Annotated in this window: 17 protein-coding genes; 7 read left to right on the top strand and 10 right to left on the bottom strand. The window is 43.0% G+C overall.

Annotated elements, in window-relative coordinates; translation table 11 throughout:
* The first annotated feature begins 119 nt into the window (after positions 1–119).
* Positions 120–455 carry a helix-turn-helix domain-containing protein gene (locus LZF95_RS03040; RefSeq protein WP_233753523.1) on the top strand — a complete coding sequence of 112 codons (336 nt, stop codon included), beginning with the start codon at positions 120–122 and terminating at the stop codon, positions 453–455.
* Positions 449–1750 (top strand): type II toxin-antitoxin system HipA family toxin, encoded by a 1302-nt coding sequence (locus LZF95_RS03035; RefSeq protein ID WP_233753522.1) that lies wholly within the window; start codon positions 449–451, stop codon positions 1748–1750. Before LZF95_RS03040 ends, LZF95_RS03035 begins: the two co-directional genes overlap by 7 nt.
* 8 nt (positions 1751–1758) lie before the next feature.
* On the opposite strand, the gene LZF95_RS27545 is transcribed toward LZF95_RS03035, so the two are convergent.
* The 4 genes from LZF95_RS27545 to LZF95_RS03020 all read right to left on the bottom strand — a co-directional run bounded on the left by LZF95_RS27545 (position 1759) and on the right by LZF95_RS03020 (position 4305).
* A complete protein-coding gene (locus LZF95_RS27545; RefSeq protein WP_262912212.1) occupies positions 1759–1884 on the bottom strand; it encodes a hypothetical protein in 126 nt (41 codons plus the stop codon).
* Positions 1885–2107: 223 nt separating this feature from the next.
* Positions 2108–2992 carry a DUF72 domain-containing protein gene (locus LZF95_RS03030; RefSeq protein ID WP_233753521.1) on the bottom strand — a complete coding sequence of 295 codons (885 nt, stop codon included), beginning with the start codon at positions 2990–2992 and terminating at the stop codon, positions 2108–2110.
* 30 nt (positions 2993–3022) lie between these two features.
* Entirely contained in the window at positions 3023–3538 is a 516-nt protein-coding gene (locus LZF95_RS03025; RefSeq protein ID WP_233753520.1) for a hypothetical protein, read from the bottom strand.
* Positions 3535–4305 (bottom strand): YdcF family protein, encoded by a 771-nt coding sequence (locus LZF95_RS03020; RefSeq protein WP_233753519.1) that lies wholly within the window; start codon positions 4303–4305, stop codon positions 3535–3537. Before LZF95_RS03020 ends, LZF95_RS03025 begins: the two co-directional genes overlap by 4 nt.
* Positions 4306–4498: 193 nt before the next feature.
* Here LZF95_RS03020 and LZF95_RS03015 point away from each other — a divergent pair, with 193 nt between their 5' ends.
* The 4 genes from LZF95_RS03015 to LZF95_RS03000 all read left to right on the top strand — a co-directional run bounded on the left by LZF95_RS03015 (position 4499) and on the right by LZF95_RS03000 (position 11822).
* On the top strand, positions 4499–7444 hold the full coding sequence (locus LZF95_RS03015) for an FAD-binding and (Fe-S)-binding domain-containing protein (protein WP_233753518.1): 2946 nt from the start codon (positions 4499–4501) through the stop codon (positions 7442–7444).
* A 386-nt stretch (positions 7445–7830) separates the two neighbouring features.
* On the top strand, positions 7831–10077 hold the full coding sequence (locus tag LZF95_RS03010; protein WP_233753517.1) for a PQQ-binding-like beta-propeller repeat protein: 2247 nt from the start codon (positions 7831–7833) through the stop codon (positions 10075–10077).
* Between the two features lie 66 nt (positions 10078–10143).
* Positions 10144–11364, top strand: coding sequence for a cupin domain-containing protein (locus tag LZF95_RS03005; protein WP_233753516.1), 1221 nt, complete (start codon positions 10144–10146; stop codon positions 11362–11364).
* A gap of 116 nt (positions 11365–11480) precedes the next feature.
* Positions 11481–11822: a hypothetical protein gene (locus tag LZF95_RS03000; RefSeq protein WP_233753515.1), complete on the top strand. Its 342-nt coding sequence runs from the start codon at positions 11481–11483 to the stop codon at positions 11820–11822.
* A 107-nt stretch (positions 11823–11929) separates the two neighbouring features.
* Here LZF95_RS03000 and LZF95_RS02995 read toward each other — a convergent pair whose 3' ends face one another.
* From LZF95_RS02995 to hutG, 4 genes are all read right to left on the bottom strand, one after another.
* Positions 11930–12160 (bottom strand): hypothetical protein, encoded by a 231-nt coding sequence (locus LZF95_RS02995; protein WP_233753514.1) that lies wholly within the window; start codon positions 12158–12160, stop codon positions 11930–11932.
* A 13-nt stretch (positions 12161–12173) separates the two neighbouring features.
* Positions 12174–13172 (bottom strand): SMP-30/gluconolactonase/LRE family protein, encoded by a 999-nt coding sequence (locus LZF95_RS02990; protein WP_233753513.1) that lies wholly within the window; start codon positions 13170–13172, stop codon positions 12174–12176.
* Between the two features lie 118 nt (positions 13173–13290).
* Complete coding sequence (locus LZF95_RS02985; protein ID WP_233753512.1) at positions 13291–14481, bottom strand: 6-bladed beta-propeller; 1191 nt, start codon at positions 14479–14481, stop codon at positions 13291–13293.
* Between the two features lie 30 nt (positions 14482–14511).
* Positions 14512–15477 carry a formimidoylglutamase gene (gene hutG / locus LZF95_RS02980; RefSeq protein ID WP_233753511.1) on the bottom strand — a complete coding sequence of 322 codons (966 nt, stop codon included), beginning with the start codon at positions 15475–15477 and terminating at the stop codon, positions 14512–14514.
* 120 nt (positions 15478–15597) lie between these two features.
* On the opposite strand from hutG, the gene LZF95_RS02975 reads away from it, so the two are divergent.
* The gene (locus LZF95_RS02975) at positions 15598–16218 is read left to right on the top strand and encodes a Uma2 family endonuclease (RefSeq protein WP_233753510.1); all 621 of its coding nucleotides are present in this window, start codon (positions 15598–15600) and stop codon (positions 16216–16218) included.
* Positions 16219–16373: 155 nt separating this feature from the next.
* Here LZF95_RS02975 and LZF95_RS02970 read toward each other — a convergent pair whose 3' ends face one another.
* Positions 16374–18377, bottom strand: coding sequence for a urocanate hydratase (locus LZF95_RS02970; protein ID WP_233753509.1), 2004 nt, complete (start codon positions 18375–18377; stop codon positions 16374–16376).
* Between the two features lie 76 nt (positions 18378–18453).
* Complete coding sequence (gene hutI, locus LZF95_RS02965) at positions 18454–19725, bottom strand: imidazolonepropionase (RefSeq protein ID WP_233753508.1); 1272 nt, start codon at positions 19723–19725, stop codon at positions 18454–18456.
* Positions 19726–19849: the final 124 nt, after the last annotated feature.

The following is a 19849-nucleotide window of genomic DNA, read 5'->3' as shown; positions in this document are numbered from 1 at the left end:
CTAGTTAATGAATGATTTATCATTCATTTTATTAAAAATATATTTATGTATGAAATTTCATTCATAAAGTAGTATATTTGTGGTTAATGAATGAAATTTCAGTCATTAAATTTGTTCACATGGACTACAATCAATTAAGTGATGCGGCAATTCTCAATAAGCTGGGGCGCTTTGTGAAGCATCATCGCATGGATCAGAATAAGTCCCAGGAGCAGTTGTCTGTTGCCGCAGGAATCAGTAGGTCTACGCTGAGTCTTTTGGAGCGGGGAGAGAAAGTTAACCTGATCACCTTAATACAGGTGTTGCGGGTGTTGGATAAGCTGCAATGGCTTGAGTCCTTTGAGGTGAAGAGGACAATCAGTCCGATGGATTATGTCAAGCTTCAAAAGAAACACGAAAAGCAACGGATTCGTAATTCAGACATGGCGGCGGAAAACCCTCCTTTGGAATGGTAGTCGCGGCTGAAATCTGGATTTGGGAAAAGCTGGCAGGAGCGGTACTTTGGGATGAGGCGGAGCAGCTGGGAAGCTTTGAATTCAATTCTGCTTATCTCAGCTCTGGACTGGATATCTCTCCTTTGAAAATGCCGCTGGCCCAAGGCGATAGAATCTATAGGTTTCCTGAGCTCCGAAAATCCCGAAGCGATGTCTTTGATACGTTTAAGGGGCTTCCCGGTTTGCTGGCAGATATGCTTCCTGATAAATACGGCAATCAACTCATCAATGCCTGGCTTACCCAAAATGGAAGAGTGACCGATAGCCTAAATCCTGTGGAGCAACTCTGTTTTATCGGTAAGAGGGGGGTGGGTGCTTTAGAGATCAGGCCTTCGTTTCGTGAGGAAGCGATCACTTCGCGTTCATTGGAAATTGACAGCTTAGTCAATATTGCCGGGAAAATTCTCAATTCACGTGAGGGTTTCCAATCCGATCTAAGTGTGGATGAGCAATCTGCCTTATCGGATATTCTCAAGATCGGTACCTCGGCAGGTGGAGCCCGTGCCAAAGCGGTGATCGCCTTTAATCCCAAAACGGGTAAAGTAAAAAGTGGTCAGGTGAAAGCGCCAAAGGGGTTTTCGTATTGGATTATCAAATTTGACGGGGTTCATGATTCCCAATTTGGAGTTACGGTGGGTTATGGGAGGGTAGAAATGGCTTATTACCTGATGGCTTTGGAGGCGGGAATAGAGATGAATGAATGCCGGCTTCTGGAGGAAAATGGCAGGGCGCACTTTATGACCAGGCGGTTTGACCGAACTGATAATGGCCAAAAAATCCACATGCAAAGCCTTTGTGGTTTGCGGCATTTTGATTTCAATCAGGTGGGTTATTATAGTTACGAGCAGGTTTTTGAGACCATGCGGATGTTGAGGCTTTCCTATCCTGAGGCAGAGCAGATGTTTATTCGTATGGTGTTTAACGTGTTGGCCAGAAACTGCGACGATCACACAAAGAACTTTGCTTTTTTAATGGATAAAGCCGGCAAATGGAAGCTTTCGCCGGCTTATGATATTTGCTATGCTTACAGACCCGGAAGTATATGGGTAAGCTCCCAATCCTTAATGGTCAATGGTAAAAGAGAGGGGATTCAGGATTCTGATTTTTTGGAAGTTGCCCGTAAAATGAATATTAAGAAGCCTGAAGAGAAGATAAAGGCTGTTGTAACAGCGATCAAAAAATGGAAAGACTTTGCGGAGGAAGCAAAAGTAGATTCTCAATTGCGGGATAGTATCGCTTCTACGCTTCTGGTGTGATATGCAGCTTACAGCCTGGCCATCCATCGGGCAAGCTGGACTTCGTGGACCAGGTAGTATTCTTCGTCTTTGATGACTAATTCTAGTTTTTCCAATGCTTTCAGTGCGGTTCTGACTGTGCAAGCATAAAGCACTACATTTCTGTCATTTTCTATTTGTGAAATGAGTGTTTTTAGATCGTTTTCACGATCACAAAAATAGTTTATTCCCTAATAAGTATTTATTACAAATGGATTGAAGGGCTCTTTCATGATTCTAATGATTCGGTATTACGCACTTTGCGTGACGTGTTTTACGTCACGCAAAGTGCGTAATAAATATTCGAATCGTCAAATCAGTCTTAATTAAATTTCCTTTTTAAAAACCAAGGGGATTATCGGGGGAATTGGGGATTTTCAGAGAAAGGCCAAGCTCCTTGTTCAGTAGTTTGATGAAATGTTCTGCAAGAAGCGGTGATTCCTTTTCCACATTCTGGTGGATAAAGAAATAGAGCTTTTGCAGGCCTTGGGATCTCCACAACTTGATTCTCTCCACCCAGTCTTCAAGTCGTGTATAATCACTCGTATGATTGGCGCCTACGTATCGGACGAAAGCAGCATCATTGGAAAGCCGCATATGCAGCATATCTCTGCGTGCCGCCGCATCCACGATGATGTTGGTTATATCATTATTCTTTAAAATTTGATAGTATGTATCAAAGACTTCGCCTTTAAACCAGTCTTCATTGCGAACCTCGATTGCCAGTGGAACTCCTTTGGGAAAGTCTTTTACAAAGCCTTCTACCCGGTCTATAAACTTTGGTTTGAAATTGTCAATCATCTGTAGAAATACCATGCCCAGCTTTTCTTCAAACATGCTTACAGCATCAGCAAATTCATCAGTCAGATTCTTGACATCATTAAGCCTGCGGTAGTGGCTGACCGACTGGGGGATTTTAGGAAAAAACTTAAAGTCTTCCGGGGTTTTCTCTTTCCACTGCAAGACCTGATTTTTGTCGGGTGAGTTGTAAAAAGTCGCATTGAGCTCAATGGAATTAAACTGCCTTGAGTAATAAGTCAGCTCATCTTTGGTTCCCCGGGGATAGAAGCCTTTGAGATCTGCTTTGTTCCACTTGGCGCAGCCCACATACACTTCAAAAGGGGCGTCACTTTTATATTTCTTGAGTGTTTCAGCCGTATCAGGGTGATCAGGCGGAAGAGCGAAGTCAATTTTCTCAGGATGATCTGTGCTGCCAAATTTCATAGTTCGGGGGATAATTGTAAACGAGATTTATTAGAGGTTAAGAATACTTTTTCTAATCTCTTCAATTATTTTTTGATGGGATAATGAATTTATTCTAAATCTGTATTTGTAAAGTGTTCCATTATAAGTAAAACTCAAATAGTTCCTAGTTCCATTTGAAATTCTAGGGATAAATCTCAATACAAGATTACCTCCGTTTGTTTCCAATCCTAAAATATCATTGCATTGAATTTTGGTGTTTTGTATCTCCGAAATAGGAAAATCAGTCTTTCCTATTACTATTTCATTTTTTGAAATCGATATTTTTTCCGGAAATGAGCCGTTTAAAGCTTCCTTAGTGTTCCATTGATAAATTCCTTCTCCAGTTGAATAAAGGAATAATGAGATTATTAGAATACAAGTGATTAGTGTCTGGTCAAAAATAAGGAACAACAAAGCAATACCTGATATTATCAGTAAAATCAGTGTTCTTCTTTCTGAATATATGTTTCTAGTAGTACTTTCCTTAAAAACATAGCTCTCAAATTTTTCTTCCGTTTTTCTCAAATATACCCAACTAGCTTATACACCAAAATCCCAATCCATTCCTTCGACAGTTTGTGCCAGTTTTCGATTGATGAAGGGTTAGGATATAAAAATGCGGGAAGGTCGTATTTTGTGTCATGACTGTAGTAGTCTGTGGGGAATGTTTGGGTTTTTAAACCCACCTTATCAAAGCAGCCTTTCGCTCTATACATGTGAAAAGCGGAAGTGATCAGCAAAAATTCCTGGTTTGTATCAATACCTCTATCTTCTAGAAATGCCTTGGTAAACTGTGCGTTTTGGGCGGTGTTTTTCGATTGATCTTCAATCATAACATCTTCTTCCGGCAGTCCAGCCATCAATAAAAACCGCTGCAATAGCTCGGCTTCTGATTGAGGATTAACGGGGTTTAGCCCCTGGCCACCTGTAATGAGGATTTTTTTGATTTTCCCCATCCGATAAAGCTGTAAGGCGTGTGTGATCCGATCTGCTCCCTTGTTGAAGAAGGTGCGGTCATATGCTGTTTTGCTCAGGTTGGTCACGCCTGTCAAAACTATTCCGTATTCATGGTTTTTGATCTCCGAAAACTCCTTGAAAGCAGGTTCCCAAGCCAGCATTGCTTGATTGGCAATAAACTGGTTTGAGAAAAACCAAAGAAGAATCAAACCGGTCCAGAGACACCTTTTTCCCCATTTTCTTTTGATGTTGAGCAAACCAAAAACCCATAAAAGAGAGATAATAGTGAGCGGCATTGCCAGAAAACTCAGAAATTGGGAGAGGTAGAAAAACATGAGGTTGCTTTGGTATTTAGTGTAAAGAAAGTGGTGAAATGGTCAATTATCAATTTTCAATGATCAAATTCAATGTACAATTATCAAGTGGGCTATGCCTTGAAGATTGAGAATTGTATTTTGCCTATTGATCATTTCCAAATTCTTTTGCTTTACTTTTCTTTAAATCCACCGCATCGGCTTATTTTTGAGCATGAGTTCAAGCCAAGCTAACCTATTGCCTTTATTGCAGGATTTATCAACTCAGTTGGAGGGAAGTCTGCAATTTGATCCGTTGACAAAGACCCTATACGCTACAGACGCCTCTGTTTACAGGGAGATGCCTTTGGCGGTGGCTTTCCCCAAAAATGAGTCAGATATAAAAAAGCTTGTTCTTTTTGCTTCCAAAAACGGGACTTCCCTGATTCCTAGAACTGCCGGTACATCCCTTTCCGGACAATGTGTAGGCAATGGAATAGTGGTCGATGTATCCAAGCACTTTACAAAGATTCTGGAATTGAATGTGACTGAGCGATGGGTACGTGTGCAGCCGGGCGTGGTGCGTGATGAACTCAACCGATACCTGAAGCCTCATGGACTTTTCTTCAGTCCTATTACTTCCACTGCCAATAGGGCAATGATTGGCGGAATGGTGGGGAACAACTCTTCCGGTACCACCTCCATCGTCTATGGGGTGACAAGAGACAAGGTAGTTTCATTGGATACTATCTTGAGCGATGGAAATCCCGCTAAGTTTGAAGCGCTCACAAAAGATGAGTTTCAACAAAAAACCAAGCTGCAATCGCTAGAGGGAGCTATCTATAGAAAGGTAGTTGAGGAATTAAGTGATCCGGAAGCTCGGGAAGAAATTCATGCCCAATTTCCTAAGAAGACAATTCACCGGAGAAACACAGGCTATGCGGTGGACGAACTGCTGAAGGCTGAGGTTTTTGAAGGACAGGAAAAATTCAATTTTTGTAAATTATTAAGCGGTTCTGAAGGGACTTTGGCCTTTACCACTGAGATCAAAATCAGCCTTGATCCACTTCCAGAGCCTATTGAAATCGTAGTGGCGGCACATTTTGAGACGATACATCAAAGTATGGTCTCTGCCCAGACTGCGATGAAGCATCCGGCTACCGCTGTGGAGCTGATGGACAAAATTATTCTGGATTGCACCAAAGAAAGTATAGAATACAGCAAGAACCGCTATTTCGTGGAGGGTGATCCCGAAGCTATTTTGATGGTAGAGTTCCGGGGGCAAACGCTCGATGAGGCCATGGCTAAAGGCGAAGCGCTGGTAGAAGACCTCAAAAGGACCGGCTTGGGATATGCGTATCCCATCATAGAGCCGGCAATGGTTTCCACAGCATGGGCTCTTCGCTCGGCTGGACTGGGATTGCTCGCCAATATTCCAGGCGATCCCAAGGCTGTTGCGTGTATCGAGGATACGGCGGTGGATATAGAGGACTTGGCCGATTACATCGATGAGGTAGATGAGATGATGAAGGGCTTTAATCAGAAGCCTGTTCATTATGCCCATGCTGGCGCCGGAGAGATACATTTAAGGCCTATTTTGGATTTGAAAAAATCAAAGGATGTGGAGGAGTTTTATCAGATCTCCAAAGCTTCTGCTGAGTTGGTGAAAAAGTACCAAGGCTCGCTGAGTGGTGAGCATGGAGATGGCAGGGTTCGGGCAGCTTTTATTCCGCTGATGGTGGGAGAGAAGAATTACGAACTTTTCCGCAGGATCAAATTTTCATGGGATCCCCAGAATATTTTCAATCCGGGCAAAATCGTGGATGCTGCTCCGATGAATAAGTTTCTGCGCTATGAGCCGGATATGAAGACTCCAAGTCATGATACGTTGATTGATTTTTCTCACGTGGGCGGGATTCTACGTTTGGCAGAAAAATGTAACGGATCAGGTGATTGCCGTAAGCTGCCTGGCTCTGGAGGCACGATGTGTCCAAGCTACATGGCTACCCGAAATGAAAAGGATACAACCCGGGGCCGTGCCAATACACTCCGGGAATTTCTCACGATGGACAAAAAGGAAAATGCCTTTAATCATCCTGAGATCAAGGAAGCTATGGATTTGTGTCTTTCCTGCAAAGGCTGTACAGCGGAGTGTCCATCCAATGTGGATATGGCAAGCATGAAGGCTGAATTCCTTTATCAATACCAAAAAACAAACGGTGTTCCACTCCGATCAAAAGTATTTGCCCATATCAATGAGCTGAATGAGTTGGGTTCTAAAACTGGTGGCCTGGCTAATTTTATGCTTAGCAATAGCGTTACGGGCGGAATGATGAAGTCTGTTTTGGGAGTAGCTCCTCAGCGGAATTTACCTGTCATCAGTAAGGTGAGCTTGCGCAAATGGTATAAAAAGAATTACGCTTCACTTCCAAGTGCGGCTAAGCAGATTAAATCAGTTTACTTCTTTGTGGATGAGTTCACCAACCATAACGATACTGAGATTGGGATCAAGGCCATATCCTTGCTCAAAAAATTAGGCTACGAGGTAAAAGTCGTGGATCATGAGGAGAGTGGACGATCAGCTCTTTCCAAGGGGCTGTTGCCAAAAGCCAAGAAACATGCTGAGGCGAACGTCGAAATTTTTGATAAGCTTATTGACGGCAATACGCCTTTGATAGGTCTGGAGCCTTCTGCTATTTTGAGCTTTCGGGATGAATACCCAAGAATAGTAAAGAAGGAATTGGAAGAGGCAGCTAAAAAACTGAAGTTTCATGTGAAGCTGATCGATGAGTTTTTGGCCCAGGAAATAGCAGCTGGGAATATCAAAGCTGATTCTTTTACTACTAAATCGCAGAAGATTAAACTCCATGGACATTGTCATCAGAAGGCGCTTTCGTCTATGACTTGGACACAAAAACTATTGTCTTTGCCTGCAAATTATAGTGTGGAAACTATTCAAAGCGGATGCTGTGGGATGGCGGGTAGCTTTGGTTATGAAGCTGAGCATTATGAAGTTTCCCAGCAAGTAGGGGAGCTGGTGCTGTTTCCTGCTGTGAGAAACGCTGATGCGGAAACCATCATAGCAGCCCCCGGGACATCATGCAGGCATCAGATTGCGGATGGTACAGGCAGAAAAGCCAAACACCCCGTGGAGATCATTTGGGAGGCGATGGGAAAATAGAGTTTGGGTGGGAAAGGAGTTTTCTGAAGTTGTGTTCGAAATAAGCGGTGTTTGCTTTATTGACTTTTTCACCAGCCCATGTTCGATCAACCCGTAAGGATAACGTGAGGAATTTTTTGAATTGCACGGGGCATAAGTAACTCCCTTGACAAAAATAGTATTGCAGGAAAGCGTATATGTGGAGATAACAAATGCCTATTGGGTATGGAGGGCAAGATTTTTTAAACTATACAGCTCCATTGGTATTGCTCTGTTAGAGGTATGAATGACTTTGGTCTTCTGGTGGTCACTTTAAGTTTACACATTATATAATCAATGTAGGATTTAAATTGAACAAAAATTATATTGGTAAATCATAGTTTGTCAAAATGATTTTCATAGAATAAATGGAAAAACAAAATCCCAAAATTACCTCTAAAAACTTTTGGTTTGTGTTGCTGTTGATATTCAGCAGTGCTTGCAAACAGGATCAGGTAAAAGATCATACCAGTTGGTCACATTACGGTGGCAGTCCTGATCAGTCGAAATATTCCGATGCCTCCCAGATCACCAAAGCAAACGTAGGCCAGCTTGAAGTGGCTTGGAATTACCCCATTGAAGACAATGGTTTTTATAGTTTCAGTCCGATCATTGTGGATACTATCATGTATGTATATGGTAAAAACTATTCCTTGATTGCATTAAACGCTGTTACAGGTAAGGAGCTGTGGATACACACGGACTTGCGGGGAGTTTCTCGACGGGGAATAAATTATTGGGAAAGTGAAGACAAGAAAGACAAAAGACTGGTGTTTACACTTAATAATTCCTTGCAGGCAATCAACGCCCTCACAGGTCAAAGTATCACGGGTTTTGGAAATGGAGGATACGTTGATTTACGTGTAGGCTTGGACCGTGATCCTACGTCTATACGCCGAATTCAATCCATGATGCCCGGTGTTATTTATGGGGATTTGGTTATTTTGGGGTCTGCGCCAGGCGAGGGGTTTTTCTCACCGCCAGGCTATGTGAGAGCATATAGTGTAGTTACCGGAAAGCTGGAATGGACTTTTCATACTATTCCCCAGCCTGGAGAGTTTGGTTATGACACATGGCCGAAGGATGCGTATAAGTACGTGGGAGGGGTCAATGTATGGAGTGAAATGACTGTTGATGAACAACGGGGTATCGTCTTTTTGCCAGTAGGATCCCCCACCTATGATTACTATGGTGCTGATCGGGAAGGTACGGGATTATTTGGGAACTCTCTGGTGGCTTTGGACGCCAAAACAGGGAAACGTATCTGGCATTATCAAACCGTTCATCATGACCTCTGGGATTACGATTTGGCCTCAGCACCGCAGTTGTTGACTATAACTAAGGATGGTAGAACTATTGATGTGGTAGCAGTAGCGACCAAGCATGGTTTTGTTTTTGTATTTGACCGGGAAACAGGTGAACCTGTTTTTCCTATAGAGGAACGCCCATTTCCGGCGAGCGACATGCCTGGGGAAAAAACATGGCCCACCCAGCCTATTCCAGCCATCCTACCGGATTTTACCAGACATGAAGTAACCAAGGAAACACTGAACCCTTATTTTTCTGAAGAAGTAAAGCAAGAGTGGTATCAGCGGTTGGATACGGCCAAATCAGGATTGTTTATTCCTCCCTCTGACAAGTACGAAACCATCACTATGCCTGGAGCATTGGGGGGCGCAAGTTATGGAAATACGGGTGCGGATCCTGAAAAGGGGATTATGTATATCATGGCTCAGGACTATGCATCGATTTATAAACTTTCAAAGGTAGTTCCGATTGAACCGGTTCTTTCTGATGATGAGAAGAACAAAGTAACCACGCTATACGCCGGATCTTGCCAGACTTGCCATGGAGAAGGTATGAAAGGTAGTGGAGCAGGACCTTCGTTGATAAATGTAGGATCAAGATATTCCTATGATGAATTCAAGACCTTGTTGTCAGAGGGAAGAGGGAGGATGCCTGCTTTTGTTCATATTGAGGAAGCTACTCTTTTGGCGTTGTACCGTTATTTGGGAGGGATTCCTAATCGCTTCAGAGGGATGATGGACACTGCGGAAGCACCTGAGATCACCGGTCCTATCGTAGGTTCCGGAGGTGTAAAAATCCCCGATGATACCACTCGGGCAGCACCAATGGAGGATTATCCCGATGGTGTCACTCATCCGACAGACAGATACACCACAGCTTACGGGACAGAGTGGCAAGCCTTAACAGCCCCTCCTTGGGCTTCTATATTTGCTTATGATCTCAATCAGGGAACTATCAAATGGCGGCAGCCTATTGGGTTGGACTCTGCTTTTTCCCAGGGGGACAAGACGACCGGAGCTCCTAGCGGTACGATTAGGAAAGGAATGGTGATCACCTCTACAGGCCTTGTGTTTGCCACGGGTAAGGGGGGGATTGTCTATGCCTTCGATGCTAACGATGGGAAAATTCTGTGGGAAACTACTTTAGGCAGCGAATCAACTGGGCAGCCGGGCATGTATGTAGTAAATGGGAAACAGTATTTGGTGATAAATGCTTCCAATAGATTTGAACCTACTAGTTACGATTTCTCAAAAAGACCCGGAGCTTTACCCAAGGGGTATGTGGTTTTCTCCCTTCCGGAAGAATAATATGAACAGATAATGGGCGGGCATGGCTCCGTCCTTCACAGGTCAACCTTTTAAACCTAAAATAAAATGAAAAGTATTTTAATCCTAATTATCTCGTTATTATCGCTGGCTTCATGGGCTCAGGATTCGGCTAATCGTGAACTGACGGTTCATAATGATCCAGCAAAGTACAGGGAGCTGTCTGCTGTTCACGCAGGGGCAGGTAAAATGGGTTTTACCCAATTAGTAGGACGCAATGATCTTTCAACTAATTTTTTATACCTACATGCCGGCGCGATACATGCCAAATCCGGTATAGGCCACCATTTTCATCATTCGATCGAGGAGATGTATGTTCTTCTCGAGGGAGAAGCGGAGTTTACAGTCAATGGACGTACTTCTACGCTCAAAGCTCCCGTTGCGGTTCCTTGCAAACTAGGTGATTCGCATGCTATCTACAATACCGGTGAAGAACCGCTACGCTGGTTAAATTATGGCGTGTCGGAGAGAAAAGCTCAAGGGGATGCATTTGATCTCGGAGATACCCGCGAGGAGGCAGAGCTGGATCAAATCCCTGTTTTTGTGTCCTATCAATTTGATCAAAATAAACTTCGGGAGGAGAATCATTCTTATTCTGGCAGTGGCGTGCTGGCCCGTACTGCATTTGGCCCGGAGGTCTTTAGTACCAGTTGGAATAAGGTAGATCATCTGATAATCCATTCAGGGAAGTCCATGGAACCTCGACAATTGGAAGGAATCGAAGAAGTTTACTACGTCATGAAAGGTTCGGGAACCTTAACTATCGAGGGGACAAGCAAGGCTTTGGAAGCTGATGACGCATTTTTTGGGCTCTTGGGAGAGACTATTTCCTTGGAAAATACAGGAGATGGTGATCTTGAATTGTTGGTTATTGGAGTGGCAGTTTCTGCAGATAAAAATTCGGACTACCAAAAGGTAGGGACCGAGTCTAAAGCTATGGCATTGCAAATGGATTTTGTGGTATTGAAGGAAAATGCGGAAGCTTTTGAGAAAATGTATCATTCAATTTATGTCCCTGCAATGACCGTTCAGGAGGGGTATCTTGGCTCTAAACTGTTACGCCTTTTTCCGGATGAGGTAGCTAAAAGTATCGAGGCTGAACCTACTACATTCAATTATCAGATCCAGATTTCATTTGATACAGAAGAAAACAGGAGGAAATGGGTGGCCAGCCCACAGCATCAGATTGCCTGGCCGGCTGCTTCTGAATTGGCTGAGGAGTTCAAATGGAGAGGGTATGATGTCATGGGCGAAGATGATCAACGCTAATAAGTGGTTTTCGCTTCAGAAATTTATCTTTTGCATTTTACTCTATTCTTGTCTTCGACAAGCAAGATTTTATGAATAACCTATTTAATATCAATTAACAATTAAACCTAACAATTATGAAGTATGTATTGACCTTAGTATTAGTATTGGCAGCCTTTGCCACCTTTGGGCAGAGCAATCCTATTGACGGCAAGTGGAAAGGGACTAGGGAGACCCCTAATGGGAGTATTGAAATAGAATACACCTTTAAAGTGGAAGGCACTATCTTAACAGGCTCTTGGAAGACGCAGTTCGGTGAAGCTAAACTGAATGAGGGTAAAGTAGATGGCGAAAAATTCTCCTATAGTATTTCATTCAATGAAATGACGATAAACAATTCCGGAGAACTTGTAAACGAGAATGAGATCGTGGTGAAAAATGAGCGTGGGGAAATGACCTTGACCCGAATTAAAGAGTAGCGGTCAGCCTAAGTAGGGCGTGCTGAAAAATGTTAGTAATAAATCAAAAGCTATCATTTTGAATGATTAACCCTTTTATCATGTAGGGTTTTTAAGCAAGTGCAAGCTTATTGAGTGGGATAGGCCTTTATCCATGCATCAGAAAATCTCAAAATCGAGATTTTAGAGCTAGTCTCAGGCATATCATCTTCTATATTGGCCTCATTCGAGGTATAAGCATGCATCTTCACTCGGCCGCCTTGAAACTGGCATACCTGAGACTTTTTCAGCAAGCCATAAGCAATAGAAAAAAACACCTCCACGAACCCTAAAATTGTGGAGGTGTTTTCATTATGCATGATTTTGATCGTATTATCGCATTTTAATTCGAAGCAGATGTTTTTCAGCAGTTATATAAAGAGTTTTTTCATCGGTGCTGAGCGCACAGTTAGCCGCTGTGGTGCCATCTATCTTGATTTTCCCAAGTACCTTTCCGGTCTTGTTGAATATCCAGATACCGCCAGGTCCAGAGGCGAATACATTTCCTTTTTTGTCGATTTTTAACCCATCACATAATCCATTTTCGAGCTCATTGCTGGCGTCATAGAATATCCGCCCACTGACTATTGAGCCATCTTCAGCGATATCATAAGCGTACCATTGTTTTTTAATGGGATCAGAATTCGAAACAATCAGCGTTTTCTCATCAGGCATCATAGCGATGCCATTCGGTTGGGCGATGGAATCCAGCAGAAGCATGACTTTTCCCGTAGGGTCCATTTTGTAAACACCCTGAAAATCAATTTCCTTGGATGGGTCTCCTGGGCCTTTTTCAAAGCCATAAGAAGGATCCGTAAAATACAGGTCGCCGTTATTGGATAAAATCAGATCATTTGGGCTGTTAAGTTTTTTGCCATCGTATGTCCCTGCCACTGTGCTATACTTAGGTTTTGGATCCAGAAGAGAAGCGTCCATTGCGGCGATTCGTCTATCTCCATGTTGGCAAATCCAAAGCTTTCCATCCGGGGAAAGAAGCAGTCCATTTGGCCCCATAAAACCACCGCGCTCCACAGCCCCTGTGTAACCACCCGGTTTTAAGAATACTTCTTTACCACCTTTCTCAGTCCATTTATAGACAGTATTGGCGGGGATATCGGAGAGCAGTAACATCTTCTCTTTCTCTATCCAAAGAGGCCCTTCGGTAAATCCGAATCCTTCAGCGATCACTTCTACTTTCGCATTCTTTTTAATGATGCCGGAAAGTTCTTCGGAAATATGTTCAACTGTACCTGCAGGCTTGATATTCTGTGCCTCCACTGTTGCTGTGCAAATGCAAACGGTGAATAGTAAAGCGAGAATAGGATTTTTCATGGTTATAGGTTTTAGGTTTAAAGTATTTGTGATATTAACAATTAACGAAGATCAGCCAAATAGTGAGAATTGCCGGATTTATATTTCCACTCTTACCAGTAATTAGAGAAGAGACTCCTTAATCATTTATTTTAACTTGATATTTAATCAAAACAGGGTCTTCAAAGTCCCGCAGTTCTCCTAGAATCTTCTCTAGTTTCTCTCCATATTTTCCAAATTGACCTTTTTCCAGCGCATATATCCAATCATCAGTCCTCAGAATATCATAGAAGTAGCCGCCCTTTGCAAACCCCTTTCCATTGGACCAGCCGGCAAGAGAGGGAAAAGCAATTGCTTTTTTTTCTTCATGATCTATGAAAACTTCATGGACAGGGAACGTTCGCATATTGGAAAGATCCATGTTTGGGTTTTTGGAGAGGGCAAAGGTTTTAAGCCTGGAGGTGTTTTCGGTATGCCAGATTTTGCCGATGTTGATCGCAAAGGTCTGATTGGTAACCGTAGTCTCGAATCTATCTGCATCCATTTTCAGATCATCAGGGCTTGGTTTTCTTTCTCCGAAATCCAAGCTGGAGAATGGTGTGGTCTTTTCATTTTCCAAGAGGTACAGTGTGTCTGAGAAAGCATAGTTGAGTAGGAAAGAGTTTTCTCGTATCCTTGAAAACTCCCCCTCACTCATTTCAGCGGTTAAAGGTGTGGCAGTAAGCGGCAGTTCAGTAATTTCTCCTGTGGAGCTGTTCTCAATCTTAAAGATCCCATACTTACCATTTTCATCCAGATTACCATCAAACATAGGGGAGGTCAGCCACTTGTTTTTGGATATTTTAGTGAAGTTAGGGATGAAGGCATCATTTTCATTTAAGGACACTGGCCCTATAAATTCAAATTCCGGGAAACGGTATTGCTTAATAATTCCCGCTCCAACGGAAATACTAAGCGTATCTTTACTTAAATCCACGCCTTGAAAGACCTGGTATTCTTCAGGGCCATCCCCGGTTTTGTCAAACGTTTTTACATAATTTCCATACAGGTCAAAAAGATGGATTTTAGCTTCTGGGTTGCAAATAGTAGAATAGACAAAATATTCCTCCGTGACTTTTAGATCCCAAACGCTGCAGTTAAGGTTTTCGGGAGAATCTATTTGGTTTTTCAGAGGTATAAATTCGATAGATGCTATCGCTTCATCAAAATCAACTATAATGTGTTCAGTTATTTTAACGGTCGGAAATGCAGTATCCTCCTCACTTGAAGAGCAACTGAAAATAAACGTGGAGGATAATAAAAGAATGGAGATCCAATTTTTTAAATTCATGATGCAGTTCTTCAGTAGTTTAGATTTTGATTACTCCGTTTTCCCTAAAACTTTCCTTGCCACATATTCGGCACAACGAGCTGCCAGCCTAGCTGTAGCATGATCGTGGTCGAAAGCGGGATTGAGCTCAACTACATCCATAGAAATCAGCTTTTTGCTGGATGCGAGCAATTCAAATACCTTAAATGCGAACTCTGGTCTGAAACCCATAGGGGAAGGAGCTGAGACTCCGGGAGCAAAAGCTGAAGAAAAACCATCCATATCCACACTCAGGTATATTTTATCCACGGAATCCAAAAACCAGAGGATTTTTTCCTGGATGACTTCCCAGTTGTTCAATCTGAAATCCTCCATGACCATCCATTTTGCACCGACTTTTTCTGCCGTTTCAAAAAGGGACCTGGGATTTACAGATCGTTGTACCCCAAGGCATAAATATTGGAAAACATCAGGGTTTTCCTGGGCAAGTTGAAGAAATGGGGATCCTGAATGACCCTTCCCATCAATTGTCGGGCGCAAATCAAAATGTGCGTCCATATTGATGATGCCCAGTTTTTGGTTTTTTGCATCTAAATACTGATAGACTCCTCTCCCATGGGCCAATGCCAGATCATGTCCACCGCCTAGAAGTATTGGGAAATGCTTTGTTTCCAATAAATCCAAAACGGTTTTTGTAATCAGGCCATGACTGGATTCCAAGTCTGAGTTTTCAGTATATATATCCCCATAATCAAATATTCGGCTTTTCTCGGGTAAGTGAAAAGCCAGTGTTCCCAAGCTTTTCCTGATTGCATTTGGTCCTTCCGCAGTACCTAATCTGCCTTGATTTCTTTTAACACCTTCTTCCCCAGCATAGCCTAGAACACCTACTTTAGGAGAGTTTTGATTGTTGTCGAGCTTGAGGTCTTTAACGGAAATTGCGGCTTGGTGCCAGTATTCAAGTGTTTCCGATTTCCTGCCTGTCCATAGGGAAGGGTTTGGATTTTGATGAAGCATATTGAGTTTGGGAATATTTTGTACTAACTTAAAAATTGCGCTTTGATAGTATGGATATCAGAAACAATGTATTCTGTTTTTGGGTAATATTCAAAAGATGTCCTTTAAAACCTTACCATGATGGAAAAGAAAGAATATAGAATTCCACAAAAAGAAACTATTAATCTGGATTCTTTTGAGGAGCCAAGTGGTTCCTTTGCAGGGTATTCCTATGCTGACTATCTCAAATGGGATTATGAGGAAATCGTCGAACTGATAAAAGGGAAAATATTTGCCAAAGCCGCTGCTCCGAACCGCAGACATCAGGAGGTTTCCGGTAATTTATTTGTTACACTTGCCAATTTTCTTAAAAATCACCCCTGTAAAGTCTATTCTGCACCGTTTGATGTCAGGTTTTCTGAAAATCCTAAAGATGAAAAAGTGAAGTCCGTAGTCCAACCGGACATCTCTGTAATTTGTGATCTTTCTAAGCTGGATGATAAGGGATGCTTGGGAGCTCCGGATTTGATTGTTGAAATTCTTTCGCCGGGAAATAGCCGGGTGGAACTTCAGAATAAGTATGAGCTGTATCAGGAATTTGGAGTGAGGGAATACTGGGTAATTCATCCGTCTGAATGCACAGTATTGATTTATACGTTAGTAGACGGAAAATTTCAGCCCTCCCGGCTTTTTACTTCTGGAGACAAAATAACATCAAGCGTAATTGCTGGTTTTGAATTGGATCTGGAGGAGGTTTTATGAGCTATTTTTTGCGTAAACCGCAGTGGACACAGAGATTTACACGGAGGACACAGTTTACAGATATCCTGCTTCTCCAGAAACAGGATTAGTTATTGTAGTGTGTTGTGCAGATTACCTTTCTTCTCCACTTTTTTAATTCCCGCTTTTGGAATGTGTTACCCTAAAACAGATTTTAGAATTTCATCATCCACCAGATTTGGTAAAGTGACTTTCAACCCCGGACTTCTATCCATCTCCCGCTTTATAGCCTCCAAAGATCCTGAGTTTCTGGCCCAGGCACGTCTTGCAATTCCATTGTTTACATCATAAAATAGCATGGACTTTAGTTTTCTTTCGGCTTTTTCGCTTCCGTCAAGCAGCATCCCGAAACCACCATTCATCACCTCTCCCCAGCCAACCCCGCCTCCATTGTGAATAGAAACCCACGTGGCTCCTCGAAAGCTATCTCCGATCACATTGTGGATCGCCATATCTGCCGTGAATTTGCTGCCGTCGTAGATATTGCTGGTTTCCCGGAAGGGCGAATCTGTGCCGCTGACGTCATGATGATCACGGCCCAACACAATCGGAGCGGAGATTTCCCCTGAAAGAATGGCGTCGTTGAAAGCTTTGGCTATCTTCACCCGTCCTTCGGCATCGGCGTAGAGAATCCTTGCTTGTGAACCCACCACAAGTCTGTTTTTATCCGCTTCCTGTATCCAAGTAATGTTATCCTGCATTTGCTGCTGTATGGAAGCAGGGGAATTCAGCATGATTTCTTTCAGAACTTTCGCAGCTAGCTGATCGGATTTCCTCAAATCCTCAGCCTTTCCGGAAGTGCACACCCATCTGAATGGGCCAAATCCATAATCAAAGCACATTGGTCCCAGAATGTCCTGCACATAGGATGGATATCTGAAGTCAATGCTGTTTTCTGCCATGACTTCAGCTCCTGCCCGGGATGCTTCCAGTAAAAAGGCATTTCCATAATCGAAAAAGTAAGTTCCTTTTGCTGCATGTTTGTTAATAGAAGAGGCATGTCTCCTGAGCGTTTCCTGGACTTTTTCTTTGAATAATCCAGGGTTTTCAGCCATCAAGCGATTTGACTCTTCGAATGAGAGGCCGACTGGATAATATCCTCCGGCCCAAGGATTGTGAAGCGAGGTCTGATCAGATCCCAATTCGACAAAAATCTCCTCTTTATCAAATCGCTCCCAGACATCCACGACGTTACCTATAAAAGCCAAAGAAACTATTTCCTTATTTCGCTTGGCAAGCTGGGTACGCATAACCAGCTCATCCAAATTTTCGATCAATTCGTCCACCCAGCCTTGTTCATGTCTTTTTCTGGCTGCTGCTGGATTGACCTCTGCACAGATAGTGATGCATCCTGCGATATTTCCTGCTTTTGGCTGTGCTCCGCTCATTCCGCCCAAGCCTGCTGTCAAAAATATTTTTCCTGCGGGAGTTTCCCCTACTGCCAGTTTTTTTCTAAAAGCATTCATCACAGTAATCGTAGTTCCATGTACAATCCCCTGAGGGCCAATGTACATAAATGAACCTGCGGTCATCTGTCCATATTGTGTTACTCCAAGTGCGTTGAATTTCTCCCAATCATCAGATTTGGAGTAATTCGGGATCATCATACCATTGGTTACGACGACTCTCGGCGCTGCTTTGGAGGAGGGAAAAAGCCCCATAGGGTGCCCGGAATAAATATGTAAAGTCTGCTCTTCGCTCATCTCTGCTAGGTATTTCATCACCAAAAGGTACTGCGCCCAGTTTTGGAAAACAGCTCCATTGCCACCGTAAGTAATAAGTTCCGCAGGATGCTGGGCTACAGCAGGGTCCAAATTGTTTTGAATCATCAGCATGATGGCCGCTGCTTGCCTACACTTTGCCGGATATTCTTGTATCGGCCGGGCATACATTTCATACTCAGGCATGAACCGGTACATGTAGATTCTCCCAAATTCGCTCAGTTCAGTTAAAAACTCATTAGCCAACTCCGCATGCCAATCTGTCGGAAAATAGCGTAGGGCATTCCGTAATGCCAGTTTTTTTTCTTCTGAGGAAAGAATGTCTTTTCTTTTGGGAGCGTGGCTAAGGGAAGGATTTCTCTCTTTTTTTGCTGGAAGAATATTAGGTATGCCTTGGGATATTTGCTCTTGAAAAACCATTGAATTTACGAATTACGATGTGCGATTTACGAATTTGAACTGTACTTCAATCCTCTACTTTAAACTCAAACTTTTTTCATTTGGAATGCCAAATCTTTTGGTTCTTGGTTCTGAAGTCTTGAATCTTCATGCCATTTTTCCAGACCTGGGTTGGCTTAAGTTTCCCTTGCTGATACAAAATTTCTCTATAGTCAGAAGTAGGGAAAACATTGAAATCAGCCAGAAGTCCTGCTTTTAACTTCCCCCGATCTTCCAATCCCAAAGTTGCTGCTGCCCGGAAAGTAAGACCTGAGAATACTTCGGCAGTGCTTAGTTTTTCGAATGTTGCCAAAATAGAAGCTTGTGCCAGCAAGTCTCCCATAGGAGCGGATCCGGGGTTCCAATCACTCGCTATGGCCAACGAGCCACCCTGATCTAGGATTTTTCTAGCTGGAGTAAATGCACAGCCCACTCCAATAGAAGCGCCCGGAAGTGCAACTGCTACCGTATCTGACTTTGCCAAAAGGGCTATTTCTTTCTCAGTGGAAGCTTCCAGATGATCAGCCGATTTGGCACTGAATTTTACCGCCACTTCGGATCCTCCCGTAGTGAATTGATCGGCATGAACGGTGAGGTCAAAACCTGATTCTTTAGCTTTTTGGTAATAGCCGTTAATCTCATCAGGTGAAAAAGCACTTTGCTCTATAAATGAATCGATCCTATTAGTGAGGTTATCTGATTTGAGGATAGGGAATAACTGCTCGACTATTTCCTGAAGATATTCTTCTTTTGAGCCCTCAAAATCCCTGGGCTTCATATGGGCTGCAAGGCAGGTGGGAATCAGATCAGCTTTGGTATTTGAGTTCGCTTTTTTTATCGCCCTAAGCATTTTTAGTTCCTCGCGTATGTCCAATCCATAGCCGCTTTTTACCTCAATGGTAGTTACTCCTTCGCTCAAGTGTCGATTCGAATTTATGACTGTTCTCGCGGTAAGTTCTTCTTGACTGAGATTTCTGGTTTGGGAGACCGTATCCCAGATTCCACCACCTGCTTTTGCGATTTCCAAATAGGATTTCCCCGCATTCCGCATGGCAAAATCTTTTGCCCTACTTCCTCCGAAGCATATATGCGTGTGGCAATCGATCCATCCCGGCAGCGCGACAAAATCTCCTTCCAATTGAATTACTTCCGCCTGCAACTCATTGGCTTTTGTCAGTAAACCGGCGTAATCGCCAATCTCCAGAATCTTATTTTCCTCGACCAAAATTCCTGCATTTGCAAGGATTTCGAGTTGTTCGTCTTTCAAAGCTCCTTTGAGTGGTAGTTTATCAAGAGTTAGAAGCTGGGTAATTGGTCCGATTAATTTCATGTTTTTTTAGGATTTCTCTCAGGTTTTTCCGCAGCTTTTCGCTGATTTTTTAGCGGATTTCAGCAAATGATCTGCGCCTATCTGCGCCTATCTGCGTCTTTTTCTGCGGGAATCTGCGGGTAAT

This window comes from Algoriphagus sp. AGSA1 (genome assembly GCF_021390545.1).
Classification (GTDB): domain Bacteria; phylum Bacteroidota; class Bacteroidia; order Cytophagales; family Cyclobacteriaceae; genus Algoriphagus.
This window is presented reverse-complemented; position numbering and strand designations above follow the sequence as displayed.